This is a genomic window from Pararobbsia alpina (assembly GCF_965118125.1).
Taxonomy (GTDB): Bacteria; Pseudomonadota; Gammaproteobacteria; order Burkholderiales; family Burkholderiaceae; genus Pararobbsia; species Pararobbsia alpina_A.
Genome location: NZ_OZ221287.1, coordinates 2,285,920 through 2,312,729, shown reverse-complemented (window position 1 = coordinate 2,312,729; position 26,810 = coordinate 2,285,920). Strand labels below are relative to the sequence as shown.

At 60.6% G+C, this 26,810-nt stretch carries 24 protein-coding genes and 1 pseudogene; 15 read left to right on the top strand and 10 right to left on the bottom strand.

Annotated features, from left to right (window positions below; all coding sequences use genetic code 11):
* Window positions 1–11: 11 nt before the first annotated feature.
* From ACMFWR_RS10080 to ACMFWR_RS10065, 4 genes are all read right to left on the bottom strand, one after another.
* Window positions 12–2,066, bottom strand: coding sequence for an EscV/YscV/HrcV family type III secretion system export apparatus protein (locus tag ACMFWR_RS10080; protein ID WP_413191538.1), 2,055 nt, complete (start codon window positions 2,064–2,066; stop codon window positions 12–14).
* A complete protein-coding gene (locus ACMFWR_RS10075; RefSeq protein ID WP_413191537.1) occupies window positions 2,063–3,139 on the bottom strand; it encodes an HrpJ domain-containing protein in 1,077 nt (358 codons plus the stop codon). Before ACMFWR_RS10075 ends, ACMFWR_RS10080 begins: the two co-directional genes overlap by 4 nt.
* Complete coding sequence (sctC, locus tag ACMFWR_RS10070) at window positions 3,136–5,061, bottom strand: type III secretion system outer membrane ring subunit SctC (RefSeq protein WP_413191536.1); 1,926 nt, start codon at window positions 5,059–5,061, stop codon at window positions 3,136–3,138. Before sctC ends, ACMFWR_RS10075 begins: the two co-directional genes overlap by 4 nt.
* Window positions 5,062–5,192: 131 nt before the next feature.
* Window positions 5,193–6,071 (bottom strand): helix-turn-helix domain-containing protein, encoded by an 879-nt coding sequence (locus tag ACMFWR_RS10065; RefSeq protein ID WP_413191535.1) that lies wholly within the window; start codon window positions 6,069–6,071, stop codon window positions 5,193–5,195.
* A 260-nt stretch (window positions 6,072–6,331) separates the two neighbouring features.
* On the opposite strand from ACMFWR_RS10065, the gene ACMFWR_RS10060 reads away from it, so the two are divergent.
* The 6 genes from ACMFWR_RS10060 to ACMFWR_RS10035 all read left to right on the top strand — a co-directional run bounded on the left by ACMFWR_RS10060 (window position 6,332) and on the right by ACMFWR_RS10035 (window position 10,704).
* Window positions 6,332–7,792 (top strand): PrgH/EprH family type III secretion apparatus protein, encoded by a 1,461-nt coding sequence (locus ACMFWR_RS10060; RefSeq protein WP_413191534.1) that lies wholly within the window; start codon window positions 6,332–6,334, stop codon window positions 7,790–7,792.
* Between the two features lie 75 nt (window positions 7,793–7,867).
* Window positions 7,868–8,128: a hypothetical protein gene (locus ACMFWR_RS10055; RefSeq protein ID WP_413191533.1), complete on the top strand. Its 261-nt coding sequence runs from the start codon at window positions 7,868–7,870 to the stop codon at window positions 8,126–8,128.
* A 180-nt stretch (window positions 8,129–8,308) separates the two neighbouring features.
* A complete protein-coding gene (locus ACMFWR_RS10050) occupies window positions 8,309–8,560 on the top strand; it encodes a hypothetical protein (RefSeq protein WP_413191532.1) in 252 nt (83 codons plus the stop codon).
* A complete protein-coding gene (sctJ, locus tag ACMFWR_RS10045) occupies window positions 8,557–9,360 on the top strand; it encodes a type III secretion system inner membrane ring lipoprotein SctJ (RefSeq protein ID WP_413191531.1) in 804 nt (267 codons plus the stop codon). Before ACMFWR_RS10050 ends, sctJ begins: the two co-directional genes overlap by 4 nt.
* Window positions 9,360–10,025 carry a hypothetical protein gene (locus ACMFWR_RS10040; RefSeq protein WP_413191530.1) on the top strand — a complete coding sequence of 222 codons (666 nt, stop codon included), beginning with the start codon at window positions 9,360–9,362 and terminating at the stop codon, window positions 10,023–10,025. Before sctJ ends, ACMFWR_RS10040 begins: the two co-directional genes overlap by 1 nt.
* 52 nt (window positions 10,026–10,077) lie before the next feature.
* Window positions 10,078–10,704: a hypothetical protein gene (locus ACMFWR_RS10035; protein ID WP_413191529.1), complete on the top strand. Its 627-nt coding sequence runs from the start codon at window positions 10,078–10,080 to the stop codon at window positions 10,702–10,704.
* Window positions 10,705–10,718: 14 nt separating this feature from the next.
* Here ACMFWR_RS10035 and ACMFWR_RS10030 read toward each other — a convergent pair whose 3' ends face one another.
* Both ACMFWR_RS10030 and ACMFWR_RS10025 read right to left on the bottom strand, forming a co-directional pair.
* On the bottom strand, window positions 10,719–11,147 hold the full coding sequence (locus ACMFWR_RS10030; protein ID WP_413191528.1) for a DUF3830 family protein: 429 nt from the start codon (window positions 11,145–11,147) through the stop codon (window positions 10,719–10,721).
* Window positions 11,148–11,164: 17 nt separating this feature from the next.
* The gene (locus tag ACMFWR_RS10025) at window positions 11,165–12,178 is read right to left on the bottom strand and encodes a substrate-binding domain-containing protein (protein ID WP_413191527.1); all 1,014 of its coding nucleotides are present in this window, start codon (window positions 12,176–12,178) and stop codon (window positions 11,165–11,167) included.
* A gap of 443 nt (window positions 12,179–12,621) precedes the next feature.
* On the opposite strand from ACMFWR_RS10025, the gene ACMFWR_RS10020 reads away from it, so the two are divergent.
* Genes ACMFWR_RS10020 through ACMFWR_RS10005 form a run of 4 tightly spaced genes read left to right on the top strand, consistent with a single transcriptional unit; the run spans window position 12,622 to window position 17,486 of the window.
* Window positions 12,622–14,283: an alpha-glucosidase family protein gene (locus tag ACMFWR_RS10020; RefSeq protein ID WP_413191526.1), complete on the top strand. Its 1,662-nt coding sequence runs from the start codon at window positions 12,622–12,624 to the stop codon at window positions 14,281–14,283.
* A 59-nt stretch (window positions 14,284–14,342) separates the two neighbouring features.
* Complete coding sequence (locus tag ACMFWR_RS10015; RefSeq protein WP_413191525.1) at window positions 14,343–15,617, top strand: ABC transporter substrate-binding protein; 1,275 nt, start codon at window positions 14,343–14,345, stop codon at window positions 15,615–15,617.
* A complete protein-coding gene (locus ACMFWR_RS10010) occupies window positions 15,611–16,618 on the top strand; it encodes a carbohydrate ABC transporter permease (protein WP_413191524.1) in 1,008 nt (335 codons plus the stop codon). Before ACMFWR_RS10015 ends, ACMFWR_RS10010 begins: the two co-directional genes overlap by 7 nt.
* Window positions 16,619–16,646: 28 nt before the next feature.
* On the top strand, window positions 16,647–17,486 hold the full coding sequence (locus tag ACMFWR_RS10005) for a carbohydrate ABC transporter permease (RefSeq protein ID WP_413191523.1): 840 nt from the start codon (window positions 16,647–16,649) through the stop codon (window positions 17,484–17,486).
* Here the strand turns inward: ACMFWR_RS10005 and dapA are convergent.
* Window positions 17,476–18,462, bottom strand: coding sequence for a 4-hydroxy-tetrahydrodipicolinate synthase (dapA, locus tag ACMFWR_RS10000; RefSeq protein ID WP_413191522.1), 987 nt, complete (start codon window positions 18,460–18,462; stop codon window positions 17,476–17,478). The two genes, ACMFWR_RS10005 and dapA, sit on opposite strands and share 11 nt — an antisense overlap.
* A 409-nt stretch (window positions 18,463–18,871) precedes the next feature.
* Window positions 18,872–19,168 carry a hypothetical protein gene (locus tag ACMFWR_RS09995; RefSeq protein WP_413191521.1) on the bottom strand — a complete coding sequence of 99 codons (297 nt, stop codon included), beginning with the start codon at window positions 19,166–19,168 and terminating at the stop codon, window positions 18,872–18,874.
* A 68-nt stretch (window positions 19,169–19,236) separates the two neighbouring features.
* On the opposite strand from ACMFWR_RS09995, the pseudogene mnmD reads away from it, so the two are divergent.
* Window positions 19,237–19,950, top strand: a pseudogene (mnmD, locus tag ACMFWR_RS09990) (tRNA (5-methylaminomethyl-2-thiouridine)(34)-methyltransferase MnmD); the annotation flags it as partial.
* 9 nt (window positions 19,951–19,959) lie between these two features.
* On the opposite strand, the gene ACMFWR_RS09985 reads toward mnmD, so the two are convergent.
* Entirely contained in the window at window positions 19,960–22,521 is a 2,562-nt protein-coding gene (locus ACMFWR_RS09985) for a DNA polymerase II (RefSeq protein WP_413191520.1), read from the bottom strand.
* Window positions 22,522–22,562: 41 nt separating this feature from the next.
* Window positions 22,563–23,468 carry a DUF72 domain-containing protein gene (locus ACMFWR_RS09980; protein ID WP_413191519.1) on the bottom strand — a complete coding sequence of 302 codons (906 nt, stop codon included), beginning with the start codon at window positions 23,466–23,468 and terminating at the stop codon, window positions 22,563–22,565.
* Between the two features lie 249 nt (window positions 23,469–23,717).
* Here ACMFWR_RS09980 and ACMFWR_RS09975 point away from each other — a divergent pair, with 249 nt between their 5' ends.
* From ACMFWR_RS09975 to ACMFWR_RS09960, 4 genes are all read left to right on the top strand, one after another.
* Window positions 23,718–24,242 (top strand): hypothetical protein, encoded by a 525-nt coding sequence (locus ACMFWR_RS09975; protein ID WP_413191518.1) that lies wholly within the window; start codon window positions 23,718–23,720, stop codon window positions 24,240–24,242.
* Between the two features lie 5 nt (window positions 24,243–24,247).
* Window positions 24,248–24,502, top strand: a complete 255-nt coding sequence (locus ACMFWR_RS09970; protein ID WP_413191517.1) for a hypothetical protein — start codon at window positions 24,248–24,250, stop codon at window positions 24,500–24,502.
* A 289-nt stretch (window positions 24,503–24,791) separates the two neighbouring features.
* Complete coding sequence (gene xth, locus ACMFWR_RS09965; protein WP_413191516.1) at window positions 24,792–25,568, top strand: exodeoxyribonuclease III; 777 nt, start codon at window positions 24,792–24,794, stop codon at window positions 25,566–25,568.
* 123 nt (window positions 25,569–25,691) lie between these two features.
* Window positions 25,692–26,597: a pirin family protein gene (locus tag ACMFWR_RS09960; protein WP_413191515.1), complete on the top strand. Its 906-nt coding sequence runs from the start codon at window positions 25,692–25,694 to the stop codon at window positions 26,595–26,597.
* Window positions 26,598–26,810 lie beyond the last annotated feature (213 nt).

Here is a 26,810-nt window from a genome sequence, read left to right as displayed (position 1 = left end):
CCTCCCTAAAATTAGATACTCGCTGCGATATCGATCTGAACGCTGTCGGACACTTCGGCAAACGACACGACGTCGAGATCGGGAAACCGGCGCTCAACCAGCTTTTTGACGAAGCGCCTGATGTCAACCGCGCAAAGCAGCACGGCGTTCGATACCCGGCGCAGGCGAAGGCCATCGATGCGATGTTCGACCGCCTCGATAAACGCCTGCGAATCTTCTGGCGCCATCTGAAGGAAGGCCCCTGCAGCCACCTGGCGGATCGAAGCCCGCACACGCTCTTCGCTCTCGGGAGCCACCAGAATGATTCGCTTTGTGCGGTCGGAGAGAAACCGGGCACTGATGGTCTTTGCCAACGAGGCGCGCACGTGTTCGGCCAGGACCAGTGCATCCTTCTCCCTCGGGGCCCACAACGCGATGGCTTCGAGCACGAGGCGCGTGTTGCGAACGGGGACGCACTCCACAAGCAGACGCTGCATGATTTCCGTGATCCGGATCAGCGGCAGGTGACGATAGGTTTCCTTGAGCAGCTCGGGATGGGTACGCTCGACGCTGTCGAGCAGATGTTTCGTTTCCTGAACGCCGAACAGCTCGTGGATATTGCGCGCGACAAGCCTTACGACACGTGCTTCGAGAGCGTCAAGCGCGTCGACCACGACGTAGCCGAGGGCACGCACGCGCTCGCTGTCGGCCCCGGCCACCCACCATGCCGTCCCTGTCACGGACGCGCACGCCGGGTCCGGGTCGACAAGTTCGACACAATCGAGGTCGCTCAGAGGTAGCCCGCGGTCGAACTCCGGAATCAGGCAGCGACCGAACGCAAGACCGATCGTCGCCGCGGGCATCTCGTGAATCAGCAACTGCACACGGTCCGTCTCCGCCATCGCGACGAAGTCGACACTCACCTCCGGTATGACGATGCCGAGCTCGTTCAGTACAGCCTGTCCCAGACGCTCGCCGAGACCGGCAATCGCTGCGTCGCCCCGCAGTTCCTGAGACACTTGCAGGACAAGTGGCCTCGGTGCACCGCCCTGTGCGCCCTCGCCGCCGGCCTCATGCGTTGAGCCTGACTGCCGCGCCGTCGCGCCCGCCCCCGGCGTCTCGATGTGCCGTCGATACACATACGCCATGAGCAACACGCCCGCCAGCGTCGCGAAGGCGGCGAAAGGGAAGCCCGGGAGCAGACCAATCGCGAGCGAGAGTGCGGCACAGATCGCGAGCACAGTGGGTTGCGATGCGAGCTCTGCGACCATTTTCTGGCCAAGATTGCCTTCGTCGTTCGACACCCGGGTCACGATAAACCCCGCCCCCACTGAGATCAGCAACGCGGGAATCTGTGCGACCAGTCCATCGCCGATACTCAATAACGAGTAGGTCGCGACGGCGTCGGACAATGACATGCCGTGCACCAGCGTTCCGGTCGCAATGCCGCCGATCATGTTGACGCAGATGATGATCATGCCGGCAATCGCATCGCCCTTGACGAACTTCAATGCCCCGTCAAACGCGCCATGCAACTGGCTCTCCTGCTCGATGCGACGCCGGCGAACCTCGACCTGACTCGCGTCGATCGTGCCGGCGCGTGCGTCGCCGTCGATACTCATTTGCTTGCCGGGCATCGCGTCCAGCGAAAACCGTGCAACCACTTCAGCGATGCGCTCCGCGCCCTTCGTGATGACGATAAACTGCACGATCGTCACAATGGCAAAAATCACGATGCCGACCACCAGGTTGTCGCCGACCACGAATTCGCCGAAGGTCGTAATGATCTGGCCGGCATCGCCCTGCAGCAGAATCAGGCGCGTCGTACTGATCGACAAAGCCAGTCTGAACAGCGTCGTGACCAGCAGCACGGCCGGAAATGACGAAAACTCGATGACTGTCTTGACGTAGAACGTGCTGACGAAAATCAGCAGTGCGAGCACGATGTTGGCAGCGATCAGGCAATCGACCAGTACCGTCGGCAGCGGAACGATCAGCATCGCGACGATCATCACGATCAGCGCGATCACAAGCAGATCGTTGCGCGCTCCGATGCGCGCGCCAAGCGATGCGATCCAGGTCGTCATGCGCACCCCGTCCGGATCAGACCTCGCCGCGCGGCGCGCTCGCGATCGGACAGATCGCCAAGAATGGCCTCGAAGCGCGCGATGAGCGTGCCCCGGCTCGCGGCATCGACAAACACATCGTGCCCGATCATCTTCACGGCGCCCAGCACCGCAGACGACATCACCGCACAACGCCCGGGTGAATCGATGCCCAGCGAATCAAGCCAGCGCACGATGGAGTCGGCCGTGACCTCTCCCGAGACGATGCCGATATACAACAGCGCAAGCGCGGCATCGGCATGCACCGCAAATCGAATCATTCGCCGGGCCGCGAGCGCCCGAAGCGGCGCAACAAAGGCCTGTTCCGAGCCGGTCAGCCGCCGAAGGAGCTGAAGTCGCAACCGCAGTCCGTCGACGTCCCAGGCCGATGCGCTCCATCCTCGAGTCCAGAGCATCGCTTCTCCTTCGTCCGACACGAACTGCACGATGATGCGTCGACGGCGCTCATCATATTGGCGTATCCAGTCTTCAAAAACGCAATGCACTTCTTCGATTGACGCGATAAGACGCCGGCATTCGCTTCGCAGATCAACGGCGGGGACACCGGTCGCCGCGGCGTGCTCTTTCGCCTGCAACGCAACGTCGAGCCCGGCTACGATCCATTGCGGGGATGCCACAGAAGTCAAAAACTCCTGTGCTTGTGCAAGGACGTCGGCAAACGGTGCGAGCTCTTCGCGTTGACTCAGTTGATCGAGCGCTGCAAACACATCCGAAGGGTCATCGAACACGCTCGTGGCAAGATCGAATGCTGCTTCGGGCTGGCCAGGCGGCGCGTCGACAAACTTTTGCAGCAGCGTGTTCATACGCTCTTCCGCGTCTTGCGCAAGAATATGGGCACTTGCGTAGCGCCGTGCACGCCATCGCGGCCCTGACGCTTCGCCGGCCTCCTCACTGAGTTCGGTGACCGACGCGGCATCGAGATGTGCAGCGTCGGTCGTCTGTGAACGCTGTGCGGCGCGCTCACTCGTGCCCGTGCGTTGCAGCGTCACGGTACGAGTGCTTGTGCGCAGGCCGGTCGTGAGAGGCGTGCTCATCGCGGCGCTCCAGCGGGCGAGTCGTGCCCGTCGACGGATACCGGATCGGATGCAGCGGCGCCCGGGACGGCGCGCATGCGATACGGATCCTTGCCGGCGCTCGCTGCCACGTCGGCTCGCAGTTGCTCCGCCGCATCGAGTGCCGACACGCCCGGTGCGATCTCGGCATGCGTACCTTGAAGCCCCCCGCGCCATATTTCGCGGCTTGCAAGTACGCGCGGCTGAATCAGAAACACGCGCACCTGGTCACTCGCCTTCGTATTGCGGGAACGAAACAGATTGCCCAGCAACGGAATGCTCGAAAGCACCGGAATGCCGGCATCACCCTGGCTCACCTCGTGGCGCGTATATCCCCCGATCAGCAAACTCATCTCGCGTGGCACGCGTGCCACCGTATTGATGTGAGTACGGCTGACCACGGGCAGCGTTGTTGTCTTGCTTGCATCACCGGACGAGTCGGTGGTGCCCCCGTTAGACGGGTTGCCGTTCCCGTCTTCGATATCAAGAATCATCTCGATATCGCTGTGATCGACCGCGAGACGAGGGATCACACTGACCATCGTCCCGTAAGTTGTTTCAGCCAGGTTAGCCACGCGTTCGCCGATCATTTCGAAGTAGAACGTCGTGTTGTTGTCGAAGACCGCCGGTACGTTTTCCTGAGTCAGGATCAGCGGACGCGAGACAATCTGCGCCTCACCTTTCTGATTGAGCGCGGAAACGGCCGCAAGAAAGCGCGCGCCGTCGAGTGTGCTCAGGCCACCTGCCGGCACGGCGGCGGATCCGTTGAACGTCATGCCGACCAGACCGCTGTTGAAGCCCCCCTGCCAGCTGACCCCGAGTTGCTCGAGTGTCGTCTGGTTGATATCAATGATCCAGAGTGACAATTCGATCTGAGTCTTTTCGATATCCAGTTGTTCGACCAGCTGGGACAGGTACGTCACTTCTTCGGGGCTGCCCTGAACCAGCAGACTATTGGTGTCCGGATAGGCGAGTACAACGGGGCGCTGTGAAATACGTATCGCCCGGGATCCGGCCCGAAGACGTCCTCCCGCCACGGGATCGAATCCGGGCAGCGAAAACGGCAAAGGGGCCGGCGAACGCCCCGTCTGTTCCCCGGATGAAATGGGATAGCCTCTTTCTGTGAAGCCGGTCGAGTTCGTCGACGCTCCCGTGCCGTTTGCGATCCGCTTCACCACGTCAGCGTTGCCGCCGGGGTCGATGTCGCCGCCGGTGGCCTGCGCCAGAGCCAGCTCCGCGCCACGCCCGGCGTTGGCGGTTTCGTCGAGCATGTCGGCCAGCACGGTCGCGATGCCCGGAATCTTGACGGTCTGGTCACGGAGCTTGAACACCCGGTCACGGACGAAGGTGTGCTTGAGCGAGATGACCTTCACGCCTTGCGCTTCGAGTCCCGTATCCAGCTTCGCGTGATCGAGGTAACGCGCGGCGGCGAGCACGGCGTCGACATAAACCGGGGGGCCCGCGACGTAGAACGTCTGCGACGTCGCCGTGCCACGAATCGGGAACGTCGTCGATGCGATACCCGAATCCGAAAGAAAGCGTCGCAGCGCCCCCACATCGATCCACTTCAGCGTGCCCACCGCATTGGTCAGTTCAGACATGTCGTAGACGTAGATCACGTTGCCGTCAAAGTACGACACAAGGCCGAGATCGGCGCATACGCGGTCAAGCACTCGCCTGGGGTGCGCAAAATCGAATCGCCCGGTTACGCGTTTGCGGCGAACCGGTGGGCTGACCACAATCGGCTTGCCGAGGGAAGCCGCGAGCCCGTCGAAGACCTGACTCAGTGCGGCGTCGTTGGCGACGTAGTCGTCTTGAGCGTCGGCCGGGGCCGCAGCGATCGGCATCGACGCCTCAGCGCTGCCATCTGCGCCAGCGATAGCACCGTAGGAGTTCGTTGTCACGCCGGCAACCGTCGAAATGCCCAATGCGATCGCCAACGCCATACGAGACGAGCGACCACGGCATTCCATTCCGGCAAGAAGCCGCCGCCGCATACTCCGGCGCACTTTACCGCCCTCGCATTCAATCCTGCTCATCGCGTAAGCCCAGGGCACAGATGATGCGTGTATCCGGGCGACAGTTCCTGGCGATGGGCGCGATCACGTCTGGCTGCCGCCGTGAGATCCCGCGTATGACTCCAGCGCTTGCCCACGCCAAATCCCCATATCTGGCTTGGGGGCACGCCGAGCAAACCCTTGATTTCTCTCGACAGGTGCGATGACGAAGCGAAGCCTGCATCGAGCGCAATATCGGTCAACGTCTGCTCACTCTCGATAATCCGCAGCACGGCTGACGCGGCGCGCCAACGCTTGAGTTCGGCCTTAAGCGAACCGCCGAGTGCGTGTTTGCACAAACGCCTGAAGTGCGCGTTGGACAATCCGTACTGGGCTCCCAAATCACTGACGCGCTTGTTCTCAGCAAATTGCTGCAATAAAAAGCTGACAACCCAATAGGCCTCCGTCGCACGCAAGAAATTGAACAACGGCGCGTCCTGCGGGTCGCCTTCGACAAGTCGGCCGATAAACTCGCGCTGAATCAACGGACACGACGGCGCACTGAAGCCGTCGATAAAAAATGCGGTTGCCGACCTTCGAATTGAAGGTGGCGTCGCCGGCGCGCACCCGCTCATGCTGAAATCAATAAATGCGATGAGTTTCACGAGCGACGAAACACCAATGTCGTACATCTCGGCGGAGTCGTTGAGAAGATGGATTCGCGCATTTCGGGACAACCCCACCAGATGTGTCGCCGGTGCAGGGGCGAGCGTCAGGCGTCCCGTCGCCGTTTCGATCGTAAGAGGTGTATGGCCATCCTGTGCGCGAAGCAGCCAGAGTGTGCGGCCCTTTGCCTGAAGCGGCCCTGCACCGCATGCTGTCCAGCCATCCTTGTCGTGCGAAGACGATGCTCCCACAGTGCCCTCCGTTGTCGTTGCCCAGTCACGAAACGGATTCTAGAAACCGTCACTCGATGTGACGTCTCATTCACACTGAATTCTTTTTCAGCCTCACGCCTATTTCAGATCAAGGCCCAATCTGAATCATCGATGATTCGCGCAGCCGTGGATCAATCAAACACTGTGATGTTGATTCAGGTGAAATATTTCTTGCTGGTGAGATGCTGTTCGCAACTTGTCGCATTCGATCGCCATGACCCGGCAGTATCACGTTACGCATGCATTCTGATATCGAAACACCGCCACACGAATACGCCATCAAGATTCTGTATGGCCCCCTGAGCGGACTGGAAATACCGCTCGCGTCGGGTCGTCATTTCTTCGCTACTACGCGTACTACGCCGTCGGGCGAAATGCCATTCGGCTTCCCAGAGAGAGACGGATCCTCGGGCATTGAAGACTCAGCGCTCGCGTGCACGGAAAACACCTATCTCATTCCTGGCCCCGTCAATCTGGCGGGAAAGACATCGGGCGCCGTGCCGAACTTCGCGGTCATCCTGGGACAGGCAGAACCGAAGAATCATCCGACGCGTGCACGCTCCGGGGACGGAGAAATGAACGACCCGTCCGGCGTAACAGAACCGGGGCAGCGCATCGACCATACCGAGCCTGCGCCGCATGCCATTGTCGAGGTTTATTTCGAGCCCCTGGCTTCGCAGACCGTCGGTGGCGCGTCATTGCAACAGTCGGTCCGTCTGGAGGAAGGTGCGCTGTTCGAGTACGGCGAATTGCGCTTTGCATGGAAGCGCAATGAGAGTCGTTGGTCCTTCGCGGACGCGTGCACGGTCTCTGATTCCATGCCCCGTACCGAAAGTCCGGGGCAGCCGCGGTTTGCATCGGGAGAGGTAGCGGCCCTGCACGAAAGACACCCTTTCGGACATCGCACGCCTCGGCGGGACACGCGTCGCCCCGCAGGGCATCGGTCCGCATGGGGGCTCGCCGTGTTCAGCCTGGTCGCAGCAATGGCAGCCTTGGGCTTATTTTCCAACGTCGCCGGCACGCAACCGACACTCGCGTCAGTCGAGACCGCGATGCAGGGTGCCCCTGCGCGAGCCACCGTGCACGTGGGTCGAGACGGTCAACCGTACGTCCTGGTTCAATCGGAACGCGACGCAACATGGGCCACCCAGGCCCTTCGGCGCATCGGGAGTACGGTCACCACGAGCGTGCGCATCGAGCGCAACGAAGTCGACCGCATTGAAGCTCTCCTCGAACGGAAGGGCGTTTCGTTCTACGTCGTGAGATTCGACTCACCCAAACAGCTGAGCCTGGTCCTGTCGGGTGATGACTCGACCCTTTCTCCCAGCGCCGACAAGCTGCTTCGAGACGAAGTACTGAACAGCTTTCCGTACATCGATGAAGTGCGCATCGATCGTTATGCCGTTGCGTCGATCGTTGCGAAGGCGCGAGCAGGTCTCGACGCACTCGACATTCGATATCGGCAGACCCGGCATGGCGGCACGACGACGTTCGAACTCGACAGCGCAATGGACGATGCCCGCCTTGCGGCACTCGGCAGCTTCGCACAGGCGTTTGCCCACGAGTGGGGCACCCAGGGTGTGCGTTTCATCTTCGAGCCGGCGTCTGACGGCGTACCACTGCGAACGATGAAGATTCGCACCCGAGGCTATGTCTCCAGCGGCGGCGACGCGATCGAATTTACTTCTCCTGTTTCATGATCCTCTGTCACAACTGCGGCGGAACCGCAGTGCCTGGTGAAGTGTTTTAGTTCTCTTTCAGATGGAGCTCTGCCCATGACATCCAATGTTTCGTTTGTTTCGCAACAAGGTTCGGGCTTTTTCGACGGTGTGATGGAAGTCACGTCCAAAGCATTGATTTCTGGTGAGCAACGCGTTCAGAAGTCCATCGAAAACGTCCGTGACCACCCAGGTGACGTCGGACCGTTAATGCAACTGCAAGTCGACATGATGATGTTCACGACGATCTCTTCTGTCAGCACGAACACGATCCAGAAAGAGAGCGAAGCGGTTCACGAAATTGCCCGCGCACGCTAGGTCAGCGCCATCTCGCAGGACCGCGCCGCGGTCTTGCCCCGCCCCAAACCTAACCTTCTCATCATGACATTTCCCCTGGAGCATTCCGCCCTCGCAACGCGAGTGAACGGTATCAGTTCAATGAATACTGCGTCGGATGGCGCATCGTCCGCCGACGCCTCGAATGGGACGATCGTATCGATGGCACAGCGTGCCAGCGACGCGCTGTCCGGCCAGAACGCTGAGCTCCGGGGGCTCTTCACGGTGCCCGCACCGGCACTGCGAGCCTCGCCGGTCACCGAGGCTGACAACGAGAGCGCTTCCTCCCCCATCGACATCGTTGAAGCCCTCAAATTCCAGCGCGATACGATGGCATATACCGTCACGCTCAGCTACGCCAACTCGGTGGTAAAAACCAGCGTCGACAATATCAAAACGCTTCAACAGTCATGAAGTCGCGCGTACGAACTGCATCCTGGCGGGTGATCGCGTTGAGTGCATGCTTGTTCGTCGCAGGCTGCAATGATCAGACGCTGCTCGAGAAGCTCGACCAGCGTCAGGCCAACGACACGATTTCGGCCCTGCAACGCCGCAATATCGCGGCTCGCAAGGTGAACCAGGGAAAAGGCGGCTATGCGATCGTGGTCGCGGCCGAGGACTTTACCGGCGCCGTCGATACCTTGAATACGCTCGATCTGCCGCCGCGTCCGCACGTCGAAGTCTCGCAGGCCTTTCCGGGTGATACGATGGTGGCCTCTCCGACAGCCGAACGTGTCCGGCTTCTTTCGCTGATTGAACAACGACTCGAGCAAACCCTCGTGACGATCGACTCCGTCGATCGCGCATCGGTCCACTTGAGCTACCCGATTGACGATTCCAATGCGTCGTTGGCGCGTCCGATTCATATCGCGGCGCTGATCGTTCACGAACCTGGCATCGACGAACAGGAGTTGATCACGAAACTGAAGCGCTTCATGCGCAACGCAGTCAGTAACGCCAACTACGACGACATCTCGATCACGCTCTTTCCGAGCACGCCTCCCCAGCTTGCACCTCCGTCCCGAGCCGTCGCGGCCCACGTCGGCAAATCGTTCTGGATCGCGACATCTTTGGCCGGCCTCGGCCTGCTTGCGCTCCTGACACTCGGTATCCGTCGCCTTTTCGCAAGCCTGGCTCGACGTTCAACCGTGGCGCGTGCTGCAGGCGGCGACCCACGCTTCGACACGGGCGCACCACCGACGGTGGCACAGTGATGACACGCGTTCGTCCAACACAACCTGCGCTCACATCCATCCTTTTCGATCCTCTGGACTGGTTGCCTCCGGCCTGCGTGCCCCTCGTTGTCCCCGCCCAATGGCTTGACCTGTGCAGCCTCCGATGTGACGTGCGCCCTGCCGCGTGGATCAATCAGGTCATTGTCGACACGCACAACCTTGCATGCACACTCGACGATCGGACTGAGGGCTCCAACCCGGCGGTGTGGATCAAAAACTGGCGACGTCTGCGCCACGCCGCGTGGCTCGCAGGATGCAGATGCCTGCGCGACACGCTTGTGACGACAGGACGCTTCAGTCAGCTCGGGCAGACTGCGCGCGACTTCGCGCTGCTCCCTGTCATCGCGCCACGCCCATGTACGCTTTTGCAGACCCGTGTGGCAACCGACCTGTCGGTACTGCTCGCACAAGGGTATCGATGCCTGTTTCAGAAGTCCGCGACGCATTCCGACGGAGGCACCGCACTACCGCTTGCCCTGCGGCAACGACTCGCCCTCATGTTCGCCGACGCACAGGCGCTCATCGACCGAGTTGCGCCGACCGCGAACGAGGACACCTCGCTTGCCACCTTTCCGACCTTGTTCGACACGGCCCTCGCCCATGCTCAAATCCATCAGAACACGTACGCCGTTACCGGTTATTGACGGCGTACTGATCAAGCGAGCCGCGCTTCAGCAAGCCCGGACGCACAAATCAATGATTGCACAAGCGCAACGCGAAGCGCGCGCGATCGTCGCACGTGCAGAGCGCGAGGCTGACGCCGTCCGGCAATATGCCGCCGCACGCGGGTATCGGGAAGGCATGCGAGAAGCATGGGGAAGCATCACTCCGTGGCTCGACAGATTCGAACGACACTGCTCGCAGGCGCTCGACGCGTTCGAACAAGCCGTACGCACCCGCCTCGAAGACGCGCTTCACGACCCGGCCGTCGTCGGCTTCGTCGTACGATGCGTCTTCGATGGCATCGCGCAGTCAAGCACGCGTCAGATCCGTATTTTTGTGCCGGCCGCGATGTCGGGTCTTGTCTTGTCGTTCTCCGAATGGGCTGCGCAAGCAGGTCTGCCTCATGTGGGTGTGGTGCCGTGCGAGGACGACCGGCTTGCCGTCGAATGCGGCGACGAAATCTTCCTGTTCGATATCAAGGCGCGAGCCAGCGAATGGGCGTCCTGCCTGGGGAGGTCGATGAACCAGCATCCAAGCGAACTGGCGACCGGGCCCTCGCACGCGCAAGCGCAGACAAACGCAACCGGCAGACAGGCTTTGGCGTCGATCGATACGGCCACCATTCGCAAGAGCGAGCGACCACCGCACGCGTTCGAATGAACGACCGCATCGCGTCAGTCGGCGAGTTCGAACACGATCGGCTGCGCGCCCTCCCACAACACACGCGTGCCGAGTGCCCTGAGTGCCTCGCGCCCTTCGACGACCGTCAGGAAATGATTGCCCGCGAGCTGTCCCATCTTGCTTGCAAAACAGCATGAGCCATAGGCCAGGATGATTTCAGTCTCGCTGTAGCCGCCCGGGTAGAACAGGATGTCGCCAACTGACGGGTGACTCGTATGGTTCTCGAACCCGACCGGTATGCCGTCGTTCTCGAGCTTGAATTCGCCGAGCGGCACCCAGCACCCTTCGCCGCTCCATCGCACGTGAATCAGCTTTTGGCGATAAGGCAAAAGCTTGAGAAAGGCCGCGACGGTCTGCGGCGCATCGGGATGAGTTTCGGCGAGAAAGATATGTCCGCCCGCAGTGATCCGGATCCGGGTCATGGAGAATGTCCTGGTTATCAGCCGACGCAAGGCCCGTCGGTATTGCCGATCTTGAGTTTCGGCTCCCAGAGTACCTGAAGCTCGTCGACCGGTGCGCCATTGAGCAGCGCAAGCATCAGTTCGATGATCCTCACGCCGATATCGTGCGGCTTCGCCGATTCGGTCGCCGTGACGTTGTAACCCATCAGCGGATCGGGCGGGCTGCCATCGTTGATGATGATCGATACCTCGCGTCCGACGGTCACGCCGGCGTCGACCAGTGCGCGCAGCGCGCCCACGCCGCAAATCTGATTGTCGACGACGACGGCGGTCGGCCGTGGATCGCAGAGCATCAGCCGCGCCATGCGTTCATAGCCGCCGACCTGATTCAACACGCCGTCGACCACATAGCGTGGATCGACCTGCAGACCGGCATCGGCCATCGCAGCCAGAAAGCCTTTGCGCCCCTGCTGCACGAAGTACAAATCCTGCGGACCGCACAGCAATGCGATACGGCGATGGCCGAGGCTCACGAGCCGCTCGACAGCACGGCGCACGCCAACCGCAGTATCGAGGTCGAGCCATGCATAAGGCTCAGGCAGGTTGCTGCGTCCGTACGCGACGAACGGGATGCGCTTTCGTGCGAGATATTGCAGTCGCGGATCGTCGAGCTTGGTCCGGGCCACGACCATGCCGTCGATACGGCGCCCTTCGATCATGCGCTCATACGTGCGCACTTCATCGAACTGCGAAGCGGAGGCGATGATCAGGTCCATGTCGGCACTGTTGAGCGCCTCCGTCATGCCACCGACGACCTCGAGGAAGTACGGGTCGCCAAGGTCTGCGACGCGCAGCGGATAGATGATGCCGATGGCATCGGCACGCCCGGTTGCAAGGCGTCTCGCAACGGGATTCGGACGGTACCCGGCCTCAGCGGCCGCCGCAATCACGCGTTCGCGCGTTTGCGCACTGACTTCGGGATAGCCGTTCAATGCACGGCTCACCGTTGTCTGCGACATACCGAGTCGCTGGGCCAGGTCCTTGAGATTCATCGCGTCATCGCGTCGTCGCGTTAGCCAGCGCGCGCGGCATCGCATGCCGCCCAGCAGAAACGGGTGCGCCGGAATGTGCGAATACTACCCCCTCCCCCCGCGAATTCAAAGCGCTTTGAAACAGGTACTACACCAAGACAAATGACGTGATCAGGCACGGGTTGCAGCGCACCCGCGATACTCGAGTACGACGATCGTGTTCATTGATACTGTCCATATTCACCATGCTGCGACGCACTTACCCGTTTACCCTGAGGATTCCAGAAAATCCTTGTGTTGCGCAAGCGGACTGCTAAATTGATTTCCAAAGCGCTTTGGACGATTCGTCATCATGGCCCGGAAGGCCTGTCCTGAGGGACGCCATCCGAAGCGCTTTCACGCAGGTTTCATCACGCCCCGAACCCGGTTCCAACCAGCCATGGAGCGATTCAAAGGTATGCGCAATGAATGACCGTCTCGCCTCTCTTCGCCACGCCAGCCTCAAACCCACCGAGTGGTGGCGCGGCGGCGTGATCTACCAGATCTATCCACGCAGCTTCGCCGATGGCAATGCCGACGGCACCGGTGATCTTCCGGGCATCACATCGCGCCTCGACTATGTCGCAAGCCTCGGCGTCGACGCGATCTGGCTTTCACCGTTTTTCAAGTCGCCGATGAAGGATTTCGGCTACGACGTGTCGGACTATCGTGAAGTCGACCCGATTTTCGGCACGCTCGCCGACTTCGATGCGCTGATCGAGCGCGCGCACACGCTCGGGCTCAAAGTCCTGATCGACAAGGTGTTGAGCCATACATCGGACGAGCATCCGTGGTTCCGGGAAAGCCGTTCGAGCCGCGAGAACCCGAAAGCAGACTGGTATGTGTGGGCCGATGCAAAGGCGGATGGCACGCCACCGAACAACTGGCTGTCGATCTTCGGCGGCTCGGCGTGGCAATGGGACTCGCGTCGCGGCCAGTACTACCTGCACAACTTCCTGACCAGCCAGCCCGATCTGAATTTCCACCACGCCGAGGTACGAACGCAGATGCTCGACGAGGTCAAGTTCTGGCTCGATCGAGGCGTTGACGGCTTGCGCCTCGACACGGTCAACTTCTACTTTCACGATCGTCTGCTGCGCGACAATCCGCCCAAGGAAGTCCGCAAAGTCGGACTCGATGCGATTCCGCTGTCGAACCCATACGGTTTCCAGCGCCACGTCTACGACAAGAGCCAGCCCGAAAATCTGGCCTTCCTCAATCAGCTGCGCGCGCTGCTCGACCGATACCCCGCCACGACGACCATCGGCGAAGTCGCTGACGACGATCCGTTCGGCACAATGGCTGAGTACACGAGCGGCACCGATCGGCTGCACAAAGCCTATACGTTCAGCCTGCTGACACACGACTTCAGCGCTGCGTATATTCGCGGCATTGTTGAAACGCTCGAATCGCGCATCGGCGGCGGCTGGCCATGCTGGTCGATTGGCAATCACGATGTCGAACGCGTGATGACGCGATGGGGCCGCGGGCAAGCCCCGGCTGCGCTCGCCAAGGTGCTGATGGCGCTGCTGCTGAGCTTGCGTGGCAGTGTGTGCATTTATCAGGGCGAAGAACTCGCGCTGACCGAAGCCTCGATTCCGTTCGAAGCGCTTCAGGATCCCTACGGCATCACCTTCTGGCCCGAATTCAAGGGGCGCGACGGATGTCGTACGCCGATGCCGTGGACGGCGGATGCCCTTCACGCCGGATTTTCAAAGGCCACGCCGTGGCTTCCGGTCCCGCCTGAACATGCACGTCAAGCGGTCGATGTCCAGGACGCCGACCCCGCTTCGGTGCTCAATGCTTATCGGCGCTTCCTGGCCTGGCGGCAGGACTACGCGCCGCTGATCAAGGGCTCGATCCGGTTTGTCGATGCCCCCGACGAACATCTCGCGTTTGTGCGGGAATTCAACAACGAGCGCGTGCTCGCGCTATTCAACCTGTCAGACAGGTCTTCGGAGTTCGCTCTGGGCGGCATCGCGTCGTCAGGGGCGTTCGCGCCCTTGAGCGGCCACGGCTTCGACGCTCAGGTCAGCGATGCCGCGGTTTCATTGCCACCGTATGGCGTCTTCTTTGCACGGATATAGCGCGACAACCATACCAACCAGGGCCAACAGACAGTTGCGCCCACGAGACTGGAGGCAACATGAACATGCAGAAGATGGCCGCGCTCGGCGCGAGCCTGCTTGTCGGTTCGGTGCTGTGTATCGGTGAAGCGTCGGCGACGACGGTGACAATTTCGTGCAGTGCGACCGGCCATGATCTCGAGCAATGTACGCAGGGCGCGCAGGCATGGGCCAAGAAAACCGGCAATGAGGTCAAGGTCGTGTCAATGCCCGCGACCGGGCAGCTTGCGCTGTATCAGCAATTGCTCAGCGCCGGATCGTCCGATATCGACGTGCTGCAGATCGATGTGGTCTGGCCCGGCATTCTCGCGCAGGACCTTGTCGACCTCACGAAATATGCCGGCAACAGCACCGCGGGCGACTTCCCGGTCTACGTGAAGAACGATACGGTCGGTGGCAAGCTGGTGGCCATGCCCTGGTTCGCCGACGCCGGCGTCATGTACTACCGCAAGGACCTGCTCGACAAGTATCACGTCGATGTCCCGAAGACCTGGGAAGAACTGACTGCGGATGCGAAGAAGATTCAAGACGCGGAACGGGCCGCAGGCAACAGCAAGATGTGGGGCTTCGTGTGGCAGGGCAAGAACTACGAAGGGCTGACCTGCGATGCGCTTGAATGGGTGCAAAGCTATAACGGCGGCTCTATCGTCGACGGTTCGGGCAAGGTCACGATCGACAATCCGGCTGCCGTCAATGCGCTCAAGATGGCGCATGGCTGGATCGGCACGATCAGCCCCGAGGGTGTGCTGAATTACCAGGAAGAAGAGGCACGCGGCGTGTTCCAGTCCGGCGACGCTGTCTTCATGCGGAACTGGCCGTACGCCTGGTCACTCGCGAACAGCGCCGACAGCCCGATCAAGGGCAAGGTCGGGATCACGACGCTGCCAGCAGGCGGCGCCAACGGCAGACACGCTGCAGTACTTGGCGGCTGGCAACTCGCCGTCTCGAAGTATTCGAAGAACCCCGACGCCGCCGCGAGCCTCGTCATGTATCTGACCAGCGAGCAGGAGCAAAAGCGCCGGGCCATCGAAGGCGGCTATGCGTCGACGATCGAAGCGCTCTACAAGGACAAGGACGTGCGCGATGCGATCGGACCGTTCGCCGATTCGCTGCACGATAACCTCGTCAATGCAGTCGCGCGGCCGTCGTCGATCACGAAGACCCGCTACAACCAGGTCAGCACCGAGTTTTCAGGCGCGGCGTATGCTGCGTTGTCGGGCAGCGTCGATCCGGCCGCCAGCCTCAAGGACCTCGACGACAAACTCCACGGCCTGAGCCACGGCGGAAAATGGTAACGACGAAGTCAGCGGGCACCTCGACCCCATCGGGTAGCCCGATCGTACCGGCGCCTTCCCGGAGGCGTCTGGGGTTACATCGCCGCTTGTCGTCACTCGAGCGCGAGCGCGTTCGCGCGGCGTGGACCTTCCTCGCGCCGATGCTGATCGTGCTTGCGCTGATCGCCGGCTGGCCGCTCGCACGCACGATCTGGTTCGGGTTCACGAATGCCAATCTCGCTGACTTGCGACATGCGCAATGGATTGGTCTGTCGAACTACCTGAGCCATGACGACGACGGGCGCTGGAGCGGACTGCTTGCCGACCCCGACTGGTGGCGTGCGGTACGCAACACGCTCGAGTTCGCCGTCGCTTCCGTCGCCCTTGAGACAGTATTCGGCATGATCATCGCACTCGTGCTCAACACGCCGTTTCGCGGTCGTGGTTTCGTGCGGGCGGCCGTTTTGATCCCTTGGGCCATCCCAACCATCGTGTCGGCGAAGATGTGGGGGTGGATGCTCAATGATCAGTTCGGCATCCTCAATCACGCGTTGATGGGCATCGGCCTGCTGTCGCATCCGATCGCGTGGACGGCGGACCCGCATCTCGCACTGATCGCGGTCGTTGTGGTCGATGTCTGGAAGACGACGCCTTTCATGGCCCTGCTCATCCTCGCGGGCCTGCAACTCCTGCCCTCCGACTGTTTCGAGGCGGCCAGGATCGATGGCGCGAATCCGGTTCAGGTGTTTTTTCGCATCACGCTGCCGTTGATCCGCCCTGCCGTCATTGTCGCAGTGATCTTTCGTGCACTCGACGCACTGCGCGTATTCGACCTGATCTACGTGCTGACTTCGAATAGCACCGACACGATGTCGATGTCGGTCTACGCGCGTCAGCAACTCGTCGATTTCCAGGAGATCGGCTACGGATCGGCTGCATCGACCCTGCTCTTTCTGATCATCGCGTTTTCGGTCATCGTGATGATCGTGTTCGGGCGATCGCGGTCCGAAAGACAAAATTGATGCCGCTATAGGCTACGAGGAAAGGACCATGCGTATCGCCGTCCCGAAGCCCATCCGCACCACGGCGTTTTATCTGCTCGTGGCCGTGATCGTGTTCTATGCGGTGTTCCCGTTCTACTACGCGGTCATTTCATCGCTGAAGCCCGCCTCACAGTTGTTCCGAATCGATTACTACCCTGCCTTCTTCGAATGGCGCAACTACGTCAGCATTTTCCGCGGGCAACCCTTTGCCGCGAATCTGCTGAACTCGTTGCTGGTGTCGGTGGCGACCGTCGCACTCTCAACGTTGTTGGGCATCACCGCAGCCTATGCGCTGGGCCGTGTCAGATTCCGCGGCAGACAGACGATTCTAATGTCGATCCTCGCTGTGTCGATGTTTCCGCAAGTCGCGGTGCTGTCGGGGATGTTCGAACTGATTCGGGCGCTCGGGCTCTATAACAACCTCGCTTCACTCGTGTTCTCGTATCTGATCTTCACCCTGCCCTTTACGGTCTGGGTGCTGACCACGTATGTACAAGGTCTGCCTCAGGAACTTGAAGAAGCCGCTGTCATGGATGGCGCGAGCCCGTGGTCCGTGCTGGTCCGAGTTTTCGTGCCGCTGATGATGCCGGCCCTCGTCACGACGGGCCTGCTCGCGTTTATCGCTGCATGGAACGAGTTCCTGTTCGCGCTGACCTTTACGCTGACCAACGAGCAGCGCACGGTGCCCGTCGCCATCTCGATGATCACCGGAGGCAGCGCGCATGAATTGCCCTGGGCCAATATCATGGCTGCCTCCGTGCTCGTGACCGTGCCAGTCGTTGCGCTCGTGCTCGTTTTTCAGAAACGCATCGTATCGGGGCTCACGACGGGTGCCGTCAAGGGCTGACGGGAACGCGTTCGCCGATAGTCGTACCTGGAGCGCGGTTGTGGGAGGCGGCGGCAGCGTTGTCGCCCGAGGCGTGATTGGCGGCGGTCCGGGCGTCCGCAGTGCTGCCGTCCACGCCGGGCGCATCAAACAACACACGCAAGCGCTCGAACATCGCCTCCGAGGCCTGCGTCATGGGCGCGCGAAGCGAGGGGTCGATTCGTCTCTGGATCGACAACGCGGCCTTCACCGGCGCCGGATTGGGCTCGCCGACGAGCGTCTGAATCATCGGCACGATGCGATGGAACGCGTCGCGTGCGTCGTCCAGCCGCCCGTCACGGACGGCATTCCACACAGCGACAAACTCATGCGTTCGCAGATGCGCAGTCGCAGCGATCGCTCCATGCCCACCGAGACAGACCGTATTGAAGAACTGGATATCGTCACCCGCCAGCACGGACAGCCGGCCATCGCGAATCAACGCAAGCGTGGTGTCGATCGATGCCGCGCAGTCCTTGATGGCAACGATATTCGGATGTGCGGCGAGCGCCAGCAAGGTCTGAAGCTCGATACGTACGCCCGTCCGATACGGAATGTCGTACACGATCAGCGGATGCTCGCTGAGATCAGCCAGTGTCGTGAAGTGCGTCTGCAAGCCCTGTTGCGAGGGCCTCACGTAGTACGGCGCCGGCACAAGCAGGCCGGCGAGCGGCAATGCGTTGAGTTCGGCGACTCGCGCATGGAGTTCCGCCGTGTTATTGCCTGCGAGGCCCGCGACGACCGGTAATCCCTGCGCGGCGTCGAGAATCGTAGCGAGCACCTCGCGTTGTTCCGCATCGGTCAGCGAAGCGGGTTCCCCCGTCGTGCCCAACGCCACAAAACCCGAGATGCCGCTATCCACGTAAGACGCGACGAGCGCGCGCAATGCCGGTTGATCCACCACGCCGCTAGAAAAAGGCGTGACCAAAGGAATCCAGATGCCAGAAAACGAGGACATATTCAATGCTCCATAGACCCATTAAGCTGAACCGATCAGGCCAGTCAGAGTCACGGACAACGCGGAAGGGAAAGAGATGAGCCGCAGCGATGGTTCCGTCACATCTGACGGAACAGCGCTCCGGTCAGATGAGCGGCTGTTTTTTTGCTTTCAGAACGACGCGCGTCAGCGCTGCGGCGGCGAAGGCCGTCGTCGCGTGACGAAAAGCGATGGAATGCGAAAAGGACGAGCGCGTGTTCATGGGTCAGTAATCTACACGAAATTGGCGGAGTGCGTGATGCACTGTATCGCGCGCGTTATCAATGCCGCATAAAAACTTCGACTATGTTTCTACCGTCCGCCATATGCTGCATTTCCGCCAATCGGACCTGAATGCTGTTCAGATCGCCATTCGGATCGGTTGCAAACCCTACTCGGGCTTGCGATCGAACAAGGCGAAGGGATCGTCCTTTTCTTTGCCGGTCGCCTCATCGGCGAGGTTGTATTCGGCTTGCACTGCTTCGAGCACCATGGCGATCGAACGTTCAAGGCCCGCTGCGTTGCCGAAGTGTTTCATTGTCCAGTTACACCCTTTCTTGTCGGGCTCCTGAAGCTTCGGCCTTGGCACCGCGATTCGCACGCCCTCGTCGTTCACTTCCGGCAACTTCTGCAAGCGGCGGCTGACTTCCTCTTGCAGACGTGAAGCATTGAGCGTCTTGCGGATCATGCGAACCTCCGTGGCTGTTCTCGACAGTCTAGCGCAGCTATGATTCGGCAACCGCCGCCTCTACGCGCATGACTGAATCCCTGACTCCCGCTTCGATTGCCTTTCGTGAAGACGGCACGCCGTATTCGTTGCTTCACGACGACATCTACCACAGCGCTGCGGGCGGGCTCGCGCAGGCACGCCATGTGTTTGTCGACGGCAATGGCTTGCCGCAGCGCTGGCAGAACCGATCGAGATTCACCGTGCTCGAAACGGGTTTCGGCATGGGCATCAACTTCCTGACGACCTGGGCGGCGTGGCGCGCGGATCCGGCGCGGTGTGCGCATCTGCACTTCGTGTCGCTTGAAAGGTTTCCGATGACCGTCGACGATCTGCGGCGTGCGCATGACGCTGTCATCAGCGACGCTCCTATGGGCGTTCTCGCGCATGAGCTGGCGAACGCGTGGCCCGCATTGCGCCCTGGCGCACACGCGATCGACTTTGAGCGCGGCGCGGTCCGCCTCACGCTGATGTTCGACGATGCGGTCGAAGCGCTGCCCGAGCTTGACCTGCATGCCGATGCGTTCTACCTCGACGGCTTTGCGCCGGCGAAGAACCCCGAACTCTGGTCACCCTCGCTGGTCGCTTCGCTCGCGCGCGTCGCGCATCCAGGTGCGACGCTGGCAACTTACACGAGCGCGGGCGAGGTCAAGCGCGCGCTGCGCGCCGCGGGCTTCGAAGTGCGACGTGCACCGGGCTTTGGGTGGAAACGCCACATGCTGGTGTGCCGGTATATCGGGCGCGTCTGAGCGTTAGAACAACGCGGCCTGTCCCGATACCAGCGTGTCGAAGTTCTGACGAAGAAACGGCAGAATGGCGTCCGCTAAAGGCTTGAGCTGGCGCGTCACGTAGAAGTCGTAGTCAATCGGAGAGCGCCACGTCTCGAGCGGCTCGGGACCACCGGTCGTCATCACATAGCTGATCCAGCCGCCGTTCTGGTATTGCAGCGGGCGTCCCTGCGTTCGATTGAAGTCATCGGCCAGGCGAGCCGCCCGAACATGCGGCGGCACGTTGCGTTCGTATTCCTTGAGCGGACGCCTCAGACGCTTGCGATACACGAGCAGCTCATCGAACTCCCCGCTCAGCGTGCGCCGCACGTAGTCGCGCAGAAAGTCCTCATGCGGTTCACGCTTGAAAATCCGACGATACAGCTCTTGCTGGAACTGCTGCGCTAGCGGCGTCCAGTCGGTGCGTACCGTCTCGAGTCCGCGATACACGACCTCTTCGATGCCATTCTGGCGCAACGTCAGCCCCGCATACCGCTTCTTGCTACCCTCTTCCGTGCCACGCACGGTCGGCATAAAGAAGCGGGCGTAGTGCGTTTCGAACTGAAGCTCGAGCACGCTGTCGAGCCCGTACTCCTCAGCGAGATGCTCCCGCCACCAGGCGTTGACATAGGCGACGAGCTTGCGACCGATCTCGCCCGCGTCTTCTTCGCTGCGCGCCCGCTTGAGCCAGACGAATGTCGAGTCGGTATCGCCGTAAATCACTTCGTAACCGCGGGCTTCGATAAGCGCGCGCGTCTTGTGCATGATTTCATGGCCGCGCATCGTGATCGACGACGTCAGACGGGGATCGAAGAACCGGCACCCGTTCGCACCGAGCACACCGGCGAACGCGTTCATGATGATCTTGAGTGCCTGCGAGAGCGGCTTGTTCTTGTCGCGCTTGGCCGCTTCTCGCCCCTGGGAAATCTGCGTCACGATGGACGGTAAAGCGTGTTTCTCGCGTGAGAAGCGCGCACCGATAAAGCCCGGCACCGTTGTTGAGACTCTAGCTCCAGCCTTGGGCCCGGCTTTGGCTCCGCCGCTGGTTTCGGAGCTGGCTCCGGCGTGGGTGTCGGCTTCAGCTTCGGACTCCGGTGCGTGCAGGCCTTCGACAAGACCCACAGGATCGATGAGGAACGTGCGAATGATCGACGGATAGAGGCTCTTGTAGTCGAGCACCAGCACCGAGTCGTACAAGCCGGGGCGTGAGTCCATCACAAAGCCGCCGGGAATCGCCGCGCCCTGAATGTCGCCCACATTGGGCGCGACATAACCCTGCCTGTGCATCAACGGCAGATATAGATGCGTAAAGGCTGCGACCGATCCACCGCTTCGATCGGCTTGCAGGCCCGTGACCGTTGCGCGTTCGAGCAGGAACGGCAGAAGTTCGGTCTTCTCGAAGATCCGTGTGACGAGTTCACAGTCCTTGAGGTTGTACTGCGCGAGCGCCGGCTTGTCCTCGTCGAAGCGACGCTGAATCTCGTCCATGCGTTGATACGGCGTGTCGATCGCCTTGCCTTCGCCGAGCAGCGTCTGAGAGACTGATTCGAGGCTGAACGACGGAAAGCTCCATGTCGCCGAGCGCAACGCTTCGATGCCGTCGATGATCAGTCGGCCCGCAGCCGATGCGAAGAAGTGCCCTTCACGCATACCGTGTTCGCGCCACTCGAGCACGCTGCGTCCGCGGCCAAGGCGCAGCGGTACGCGCAAACGCTGTGAGTGTTCGTGCAGGATTCGCAAGTCGAACTGCACGAGATTCCAGCCGATCACCGCATCGGGATCGTGTCGGTCAAACCACGCGACAAGCCGCTCGAGCATCTGCGCGCGCGACTCGCAATACTCGAGATCGAAATCAAGCGCCGGGGTTTTCTCGTTCGCCGCATTCGCCGAGTCGGTGCCGTTGGCCGCGTTGGCTCCGTTGGCTCCGTCGGCTCCGTTGGCTCCGTTGGCTCCGTTGGCCGGTCCGAGCATATAAACCTGACGCTGCCCGCATCCCTCTAGGGCGATCGAATAGAGATCGCCCTGTGCGCTTGTCTCGATGTCGAGGGACACGATCCTGAGCCGGGGCCGATAGGCGGGAGCCGGACGCATCTCGGCATTCACGAGAGCACCTCGAGCATCGGGCTCGCCGCTGAACGAGACCGGTGCGGTAATGAAGCGCTCCATCAGATAGCGATCGTGCGGGAAAATATCCGCCTCGTAGACGTCGACCCCGCTTTCACGCAGACGCTTGTCGAGCTTGGTCAGGACGCGATATTGATCGCAATAGAGACCGAAGACGGGCCGCTGATGGAAGTCGCGGAGTTCAAGGTCGCGCAGTTCGATGCGCGGAGCACGTCGCCCTTCCATCGCCAGGTCACGCGAATCCTGAATCACGCGTTCGACGTAGTCACGTTGCTCGACAGGGATAAAGGCGACCGACATCGGCGGGCGCAACCGCACTTGCCGCGGCCCAGCATCCGTCGCAAGCCAGAATTCGACTTCTGTGCCTGAGTCGGTATCCCGCCAATGACGGGTCAAAAGAAATCCCTGTTCCTGCTCGGTCAAACGCCCACCTCGATTTTCGGTCCGGCGCGATTCTAACGCCGTTACCCGGACATTGCTTCGAGGATACCCATCAGCGACATCGCGTTGCGCTGCCCCTGGTCCTCGTAGTTGTTGTTGAACACAACGTGCGTCATCGAGACGAGACGCGATATCTCGTAGATCTGCGTCGCGAGTTCGCCAAGTTCGTCGTCGTTGTAATCGTAGTTGAATCGCGACGATGCTGCGGTCGCGCCCTGGATATTCCAGGTTTCGTGGTTACGGCCATGCAGCCGGACGATCGCGAGGTCGTCGTTGGTCGGTTCCCAGACCGACGGAATGCTGTTCGTCGCGCCCTGTGGTTCGTCGACCGTCACATTGACGAGACCTAGCGCGCGTTTGAAATCCAGTGTGGCTTCGGTGCGCTTGTCGTCGGCAAACCAGGAGCGATGGCGGAATTCGGCCGCCACGGTGAAGCCGTCCATCCGTTCGGCGCAATGCTCGACGTGCTGACGACCTTCGGGGTTATTGACGATCCACGGCGCGAACTGGAAATGCACGGCGCCAAGCTTGCCACCGGTGCGCAGCGGATTGATCGCTTCAATATATCGGCGCCAGATTTCGTGGCGAATCTCGGGCGGCAAGTCCTTGTAGTAGAGGTTCTTCTTGCCGTTCTCGGGCAACGACGGCTGCATGTCCTTGGGGAACATCTCGCGCCCCGTCTGGTGGCCCGTCAGCAGCCGAAACGCCTTGATATTGAACGTGAAGTCCGGTGGCGTGCGCTCGACCCAAAGCGCCGAGTTCGCGCCATTGGGCATGGCGTAGTAGCTGCTGTCGACTTCGACCATCGGGAACACGGACGAATAAAAGCGCAGCCGCCCTTCCGCCGACGAACAACCGGGTGGATAAAAGCGCTTGGACTTGATGAGCGTAGGGTCCGTCCAGCTCGCCGTTCCGACTTTGATGGGCATGATTGGCACCAATCGAATCGTGGAGTCTGAAAGATACCTCAGAAGCTTCTACTGCGATTTTCCGAGATCGTCGAATAGCTTTACTACAAAGGCTTCTGGAGAATGTTTGGCATCCGATGCAAGTTGTTCGGATGCGCATTTAGAGCATCCGGAAGCGACGCGCGGACATCAGGAATCGCAACGCACGATACGACTCTGTGCCTGTGCGGCGAACCTAACTCATTCGATTGACGAGGTAGAAACACAGCTATGACCTGCATTGCCCGAGAGGAATTTGAAGCAAAGATCGAGACCATCGAGACACGGATGGATGCGCGCGTTGACCGAATCGAAGCGAACTCGCGAGAAACGATAGCGAAGATGGACGCACGCATAGAACGAGTCGAGGCACATTCGCGAGAAACGGTAGCGAATATAGGCGCGTGCTTACAACAGTTCGCGGCTGAATCGCGAGATGCCCAGACCAAGTTGGACGCACGCGTGCAGCAGACAACCAACGGTCTTGAAAGCTTGAAGGAGGTCATTGCGGAACGCGACAAACGTTTAGAGCTCACCACGGACCGAGCCATGAAGGCCGCCGAACATGCACTGACCGTGAAAGGTCATACTTGGGCAACTGCCATTGCGGTCACGGTTACCATCGTCGGCTCCATCCTCGGCACCAAAGTCTCCAGCCTCATTTTTGACGACGCCGGAGCAAAGAGCGCATCCTCAGAGGTACGTCACTCTTCGACCGTCGCAAAGTCGGTAGACTCGTTACAGCCTGCGGAGTGATAGACGTGGAAAAAACAGACTTGGATACGCGCGCAGGTCGTCTCGACGATCGTGTCAATAAAGCTGAGGCAGACATAAAGTCGCTCAATGAACAGATGGATCAAGTGCACGCCGCGATAGCAGGGATCAACGAAAGAGTGAACATCCGAGATGTTCAGCTCGACGTTGAGAAAGCGCACACCTCCATCTACAAGTGGATTGCTTCCGCACTCGTGTCTAGCGTTGTAATCGTCGTGTTCGTGTTTGCCACGCTTCGCTAGGAGATACTGTGCTGCCCGCATACCAATCAATCCAAGCGCAGAAGCCGTTGCAAAGGTTTGTGTCGTCGGCACAGACATGAAGGATGTAGTGGCGGGATCTGGCTGAACGGCCCTCGCTTGTGGGGGCAAGCCACGTCGAATCCCTGCGTTGCGATTCTCGTCCGACGGGGTATGATTTCGACGCGCCGTCCCGCTCAGCCCCATAGCGATAGGGGCGCCCGGCGCGTCGATACGAAGCATCCGAACAACTCGGCGAAGGCACACACTGCCAGCCTACCCCTGCGATCACATGAAATTAGCGACCTGGAACGTCAACTCCCTGAAGGTCCGTCTTGCGCATGTCCTCGAATGGCTCAAGTTGCAGCCGGTCGACGTGCTCGCGCTTCAGGAGCTTAAGCTGACCGATGACAAGTTTCCGGTCGAAGCCATTCGCGGCGCGGGGTATCACTCATTGTTCACCGGGCAAAAGACCTACAACGGCGTGGCATTGCTGATTCGCGATGGCTTGTCGTTTGATGAGAACGACGTCGTTCGCAATATCCCGGGTCTCGAAGACGAACAGAAGCGTGTGATTTCGGCGACCGTCGAAGGCGTGCGTGTCGTCAGCGCGTATTTTCCGAACGGCCAGGCCCCTGACAGCGAGAAGTTCGCCTACAAGCTCAATTGGCTCGAAGCCCTGCATGCATGGCTGGCCTCCGAACTTCAAGCCCACCCGAATCTCGCGCTCGGCGGCGATTTCAATATCGCCCCCGAAGACCGCGATGTTCATGATCCGGCCGCGTGGGTGGGTCAAAACCTCGTGTCCCCCGAAGAACGCGAACAATTCCAGCGCCTGGTCGCGCTCGGGTTCGTCGATGCGTTCCGCAAGTTTGAACAGCCTGAGAAGCTGTTTTCGTGGTGGGACTACCGGATGATGGCGTTCCGCCGCAACGCCGGGCTGCGCATCGATCACTGGCTGCTGTCCACACCGCTCGCCGAACGCTGCACGCATTGCGAGATCGACAAAGTGCCGCGCAAATGGGAGCAGCCCTCGGACCACGCACCTGTCGTGGTCGACATCACCTGATTAGGCATTGTCCTGCCACTGCAACAATCCGTCCCGGGCGGTGCGTCTTGTTCCGGGGCGTGACCGCCCTTACCTTATCGCCTAGACTCCTGCACTATTGGCAGGAAAAACGAGGCGATGACCATGACGACAGCTACCCCCATCGATACACGCGCCGAACGCCAGATTGCGGGCGTGTTCCGCGGCCCGGGATTCCACTGGGTCGGCGATGGCTTCCGTGTCTCGAACTATTTCCCCTCGGGCAACAATTTCGGCCACCGGATCAGCCCGTTCTTCCTGTTCGACTACCACGCGCCCTATTCGCATGCGCCGACCGATCAACCCGATCGCGGCGTCGGCTCGCATCCGCATCGCGGCTTCGAAACGGTCACGCTGGCCTGGGAAGGCAGCGTCGCACACCACGACAGCACGGGTAACTCGGGCGTCATTGGTCCGGGCGACGTGCAATGGATGACGGCAGCGTCGGGGATCCTGCACAAGGAATATCACGAGGCCGAGTACGCACGTCGAGGCGGTCCGATGCATATGGCGCAGATCTGGGTCAATCTGCCGAAAGCCCACAAGATGGCTGCGCCGGGTTATCAGGGCATCGTGGACGCCGACATTCCCCGCGTGGCGCTGGCCGGCGACAGCGGCTATGTGCGTGTGATCGCAGGTGAATATGCCGGCGTCAAAGGCGCCGCTCGCACGTTCACAAAGCTCAGCATGCTCGATATCCAGCTCAAGGCAAATGGACGGGCGGAGTTTGCGTTCCCGGCGCATGAGAACGCAGGGCTGATGGTGCTCAACGGTCACGTGACTATCAATGGGCATACCGTCGCGAAAACCCACGACTTCGTGCTGTTCGAGAACGCAGGCGAACAGATCGTCGTCGAAGCGTCGGAAGACTCGCATCTGCTGATGCTCAACGGCGAACCGATCAACGAACCGGTCGTGCAGTACGGCCCGTTCGTCATGAACACCGAACAGGAGATTCGTCAGGCGATCCTGGACTTCAACGCGGGCAAGTTCGGGCACATGGAAGACTGACGGACGCTGCATACTGCATATTGTGCGCGCCGTAAGGGTTCGTTCAAGCACCTTTCGGGATCATTTCATGCCTTAAATCAAGGCATGAAATGACGGGCCGATGAACTGAACCCTGAAAACAAAAGCGCTGAGTCATTCGATGACTCAGCGCTTTTTTGTGCGCAGATCAGTTACAGATCATAGGTACAGGCGCCGCATACCCGAGCGAGAGCG

Bases quoted from the DNA above. Each gene is read 5' to 3' on its own strand.
- ACMFWR_RS10080 (WP_413191538.1), bottom strand. From the start codon at position 2,066: ATGACGACCTGGATCGCATCGCTTGGCGCGCGCATCGGAGCGCGCAAC.
- ACMFWR_RS10075 (WP_413191537.1), bottom strand. From the start codon at position 3,139: ATGAGCACGCCTCTCACGACCGGCCTGCGCACAAGCACTCGTACCGTG.
- ACMFWR_RS10060 (WP_413191534.1), top strand. From the start codon at position 6,332: ATGCATTCTGATATCGAAACACCGCCACACGAATACGCCATCAAGATT.
- ACMFWR_RS10055 (WP_413191533.1), top strand. From the start codon at position 7,868: ATGACATCCAATGTTTCGTTTGTTTCGCAACAAGGTTCGGGCTTTTTC.
- ACMFWR_RS10050 (WP_413191532.1), top strand. From the start codon at position 8,309: ATGGCACAGCGTGCCAGCGACGCGCTGTCCGGCCAGAACGCTGAGCTC.
- sctJ (WP_413191531.1), top strand. From the start codon at position 8,557: ATGAAGTCGCGCGTACGAACTGCATCCTGGCGGGTGATCGCGTTGAGT.
- ACMFWR_RS10040 (WP_413191530.1), top strand. From the start codon at position 9,360: ATGACACGCGTTCGTCCAACACAACCTGCGCTCACATCCATCCTTTTC.
- ACMFWR_RS10035 (WP_413191529.1), top strand. From the start codon at position 10,078: ATGATTGCACAAGCGCAACGCGAAGCGCGCGCGATCGTCGCACGTGCA.
- ACMFWR_RS10030 (WP_413191528.1), bottom strand. From the start codon at position 11,147: ATGACCCGGATCCGGATCACTGCGGGCGGACATATCTTTCTCGCCGAA.
- ACMFWR_RS10025 (WP_413191527.1), bottom strand. From the start codon at position 12,178: ATGAATCTCAAGGACCTGGCCCAGCGACTCGGTATGTCGCAGACAACG.
- ACMFWR_RS10020 (WP_413191526.1), top strand. From the start codon at position 12,622: ATGAATGACCGTCTCGCCTCTCTTCGCCACGCCAGCCTCAAACCCACC.
- ACMFWR_RS10015 (WP_413191525.1), top strand. From the start codon at position 14,343: ATGAACATGCAGAAGATGGCCGCGCTCGGCGCGAGCCTGCTTGTCGGT.
- ACMFWR_RS10010 (WP_413191524.1), top strand. From the start codon at position 15,611: ATGGTAACGACGAAGTCAGCGGGCACCTCGACCCCATCGGGTAGCCCG.
- ACMFWR_RS10005 (WP_413191523.1), top strand. From the start codon at position 16,647: ATGCGTATCGCCGTCCCGAAGCCCATCCGCACCACGGCGTTTTATCTG.
- dapA (WP_413191522.1), bottom strand. From the start codon at position 18,462: ATGTCCTCGTTTTCTGGCATCTGGATTCCTTTGGTCACGCCTTTTTCT.
- ACMFWR_RS09995 (WP_413191521.1), bottom strand. From the start codon at position 19,168: ATGATCCGCAAGACGCTCAATGCTTCACGTCTGCAAGAGGAAGTCAGC.
- ACMFWR_RS09980 (WP_413191519.1), bottom strand. From the start codon at position 23,468: ATGCCCATCAAAGTCGGAACGGCGAGCTGGACGGACCCTACGCTCATC.
- ACMFWR_RS09975 (WP_413191518.1), top strand. From the start codon at position 23,718: ATGACCTGCATTGCCCGAGAGGAATTTGAAGCAAAGATCGAGACCATC.
- xth (WP_413191516.1), top strand. From the start codon at position 24,792: ATGAAATTAGCGACCTGGAACGTCAACTCCCTGAAGGTCCGTCTTGCG.
- ACMFWR_RS09960 (WP_413191515.1), top strand. From the start codon at position 25,692: ATGACGACAGCTACCCCCATCGATACACGCGCCGAACGCCAGATTGCG.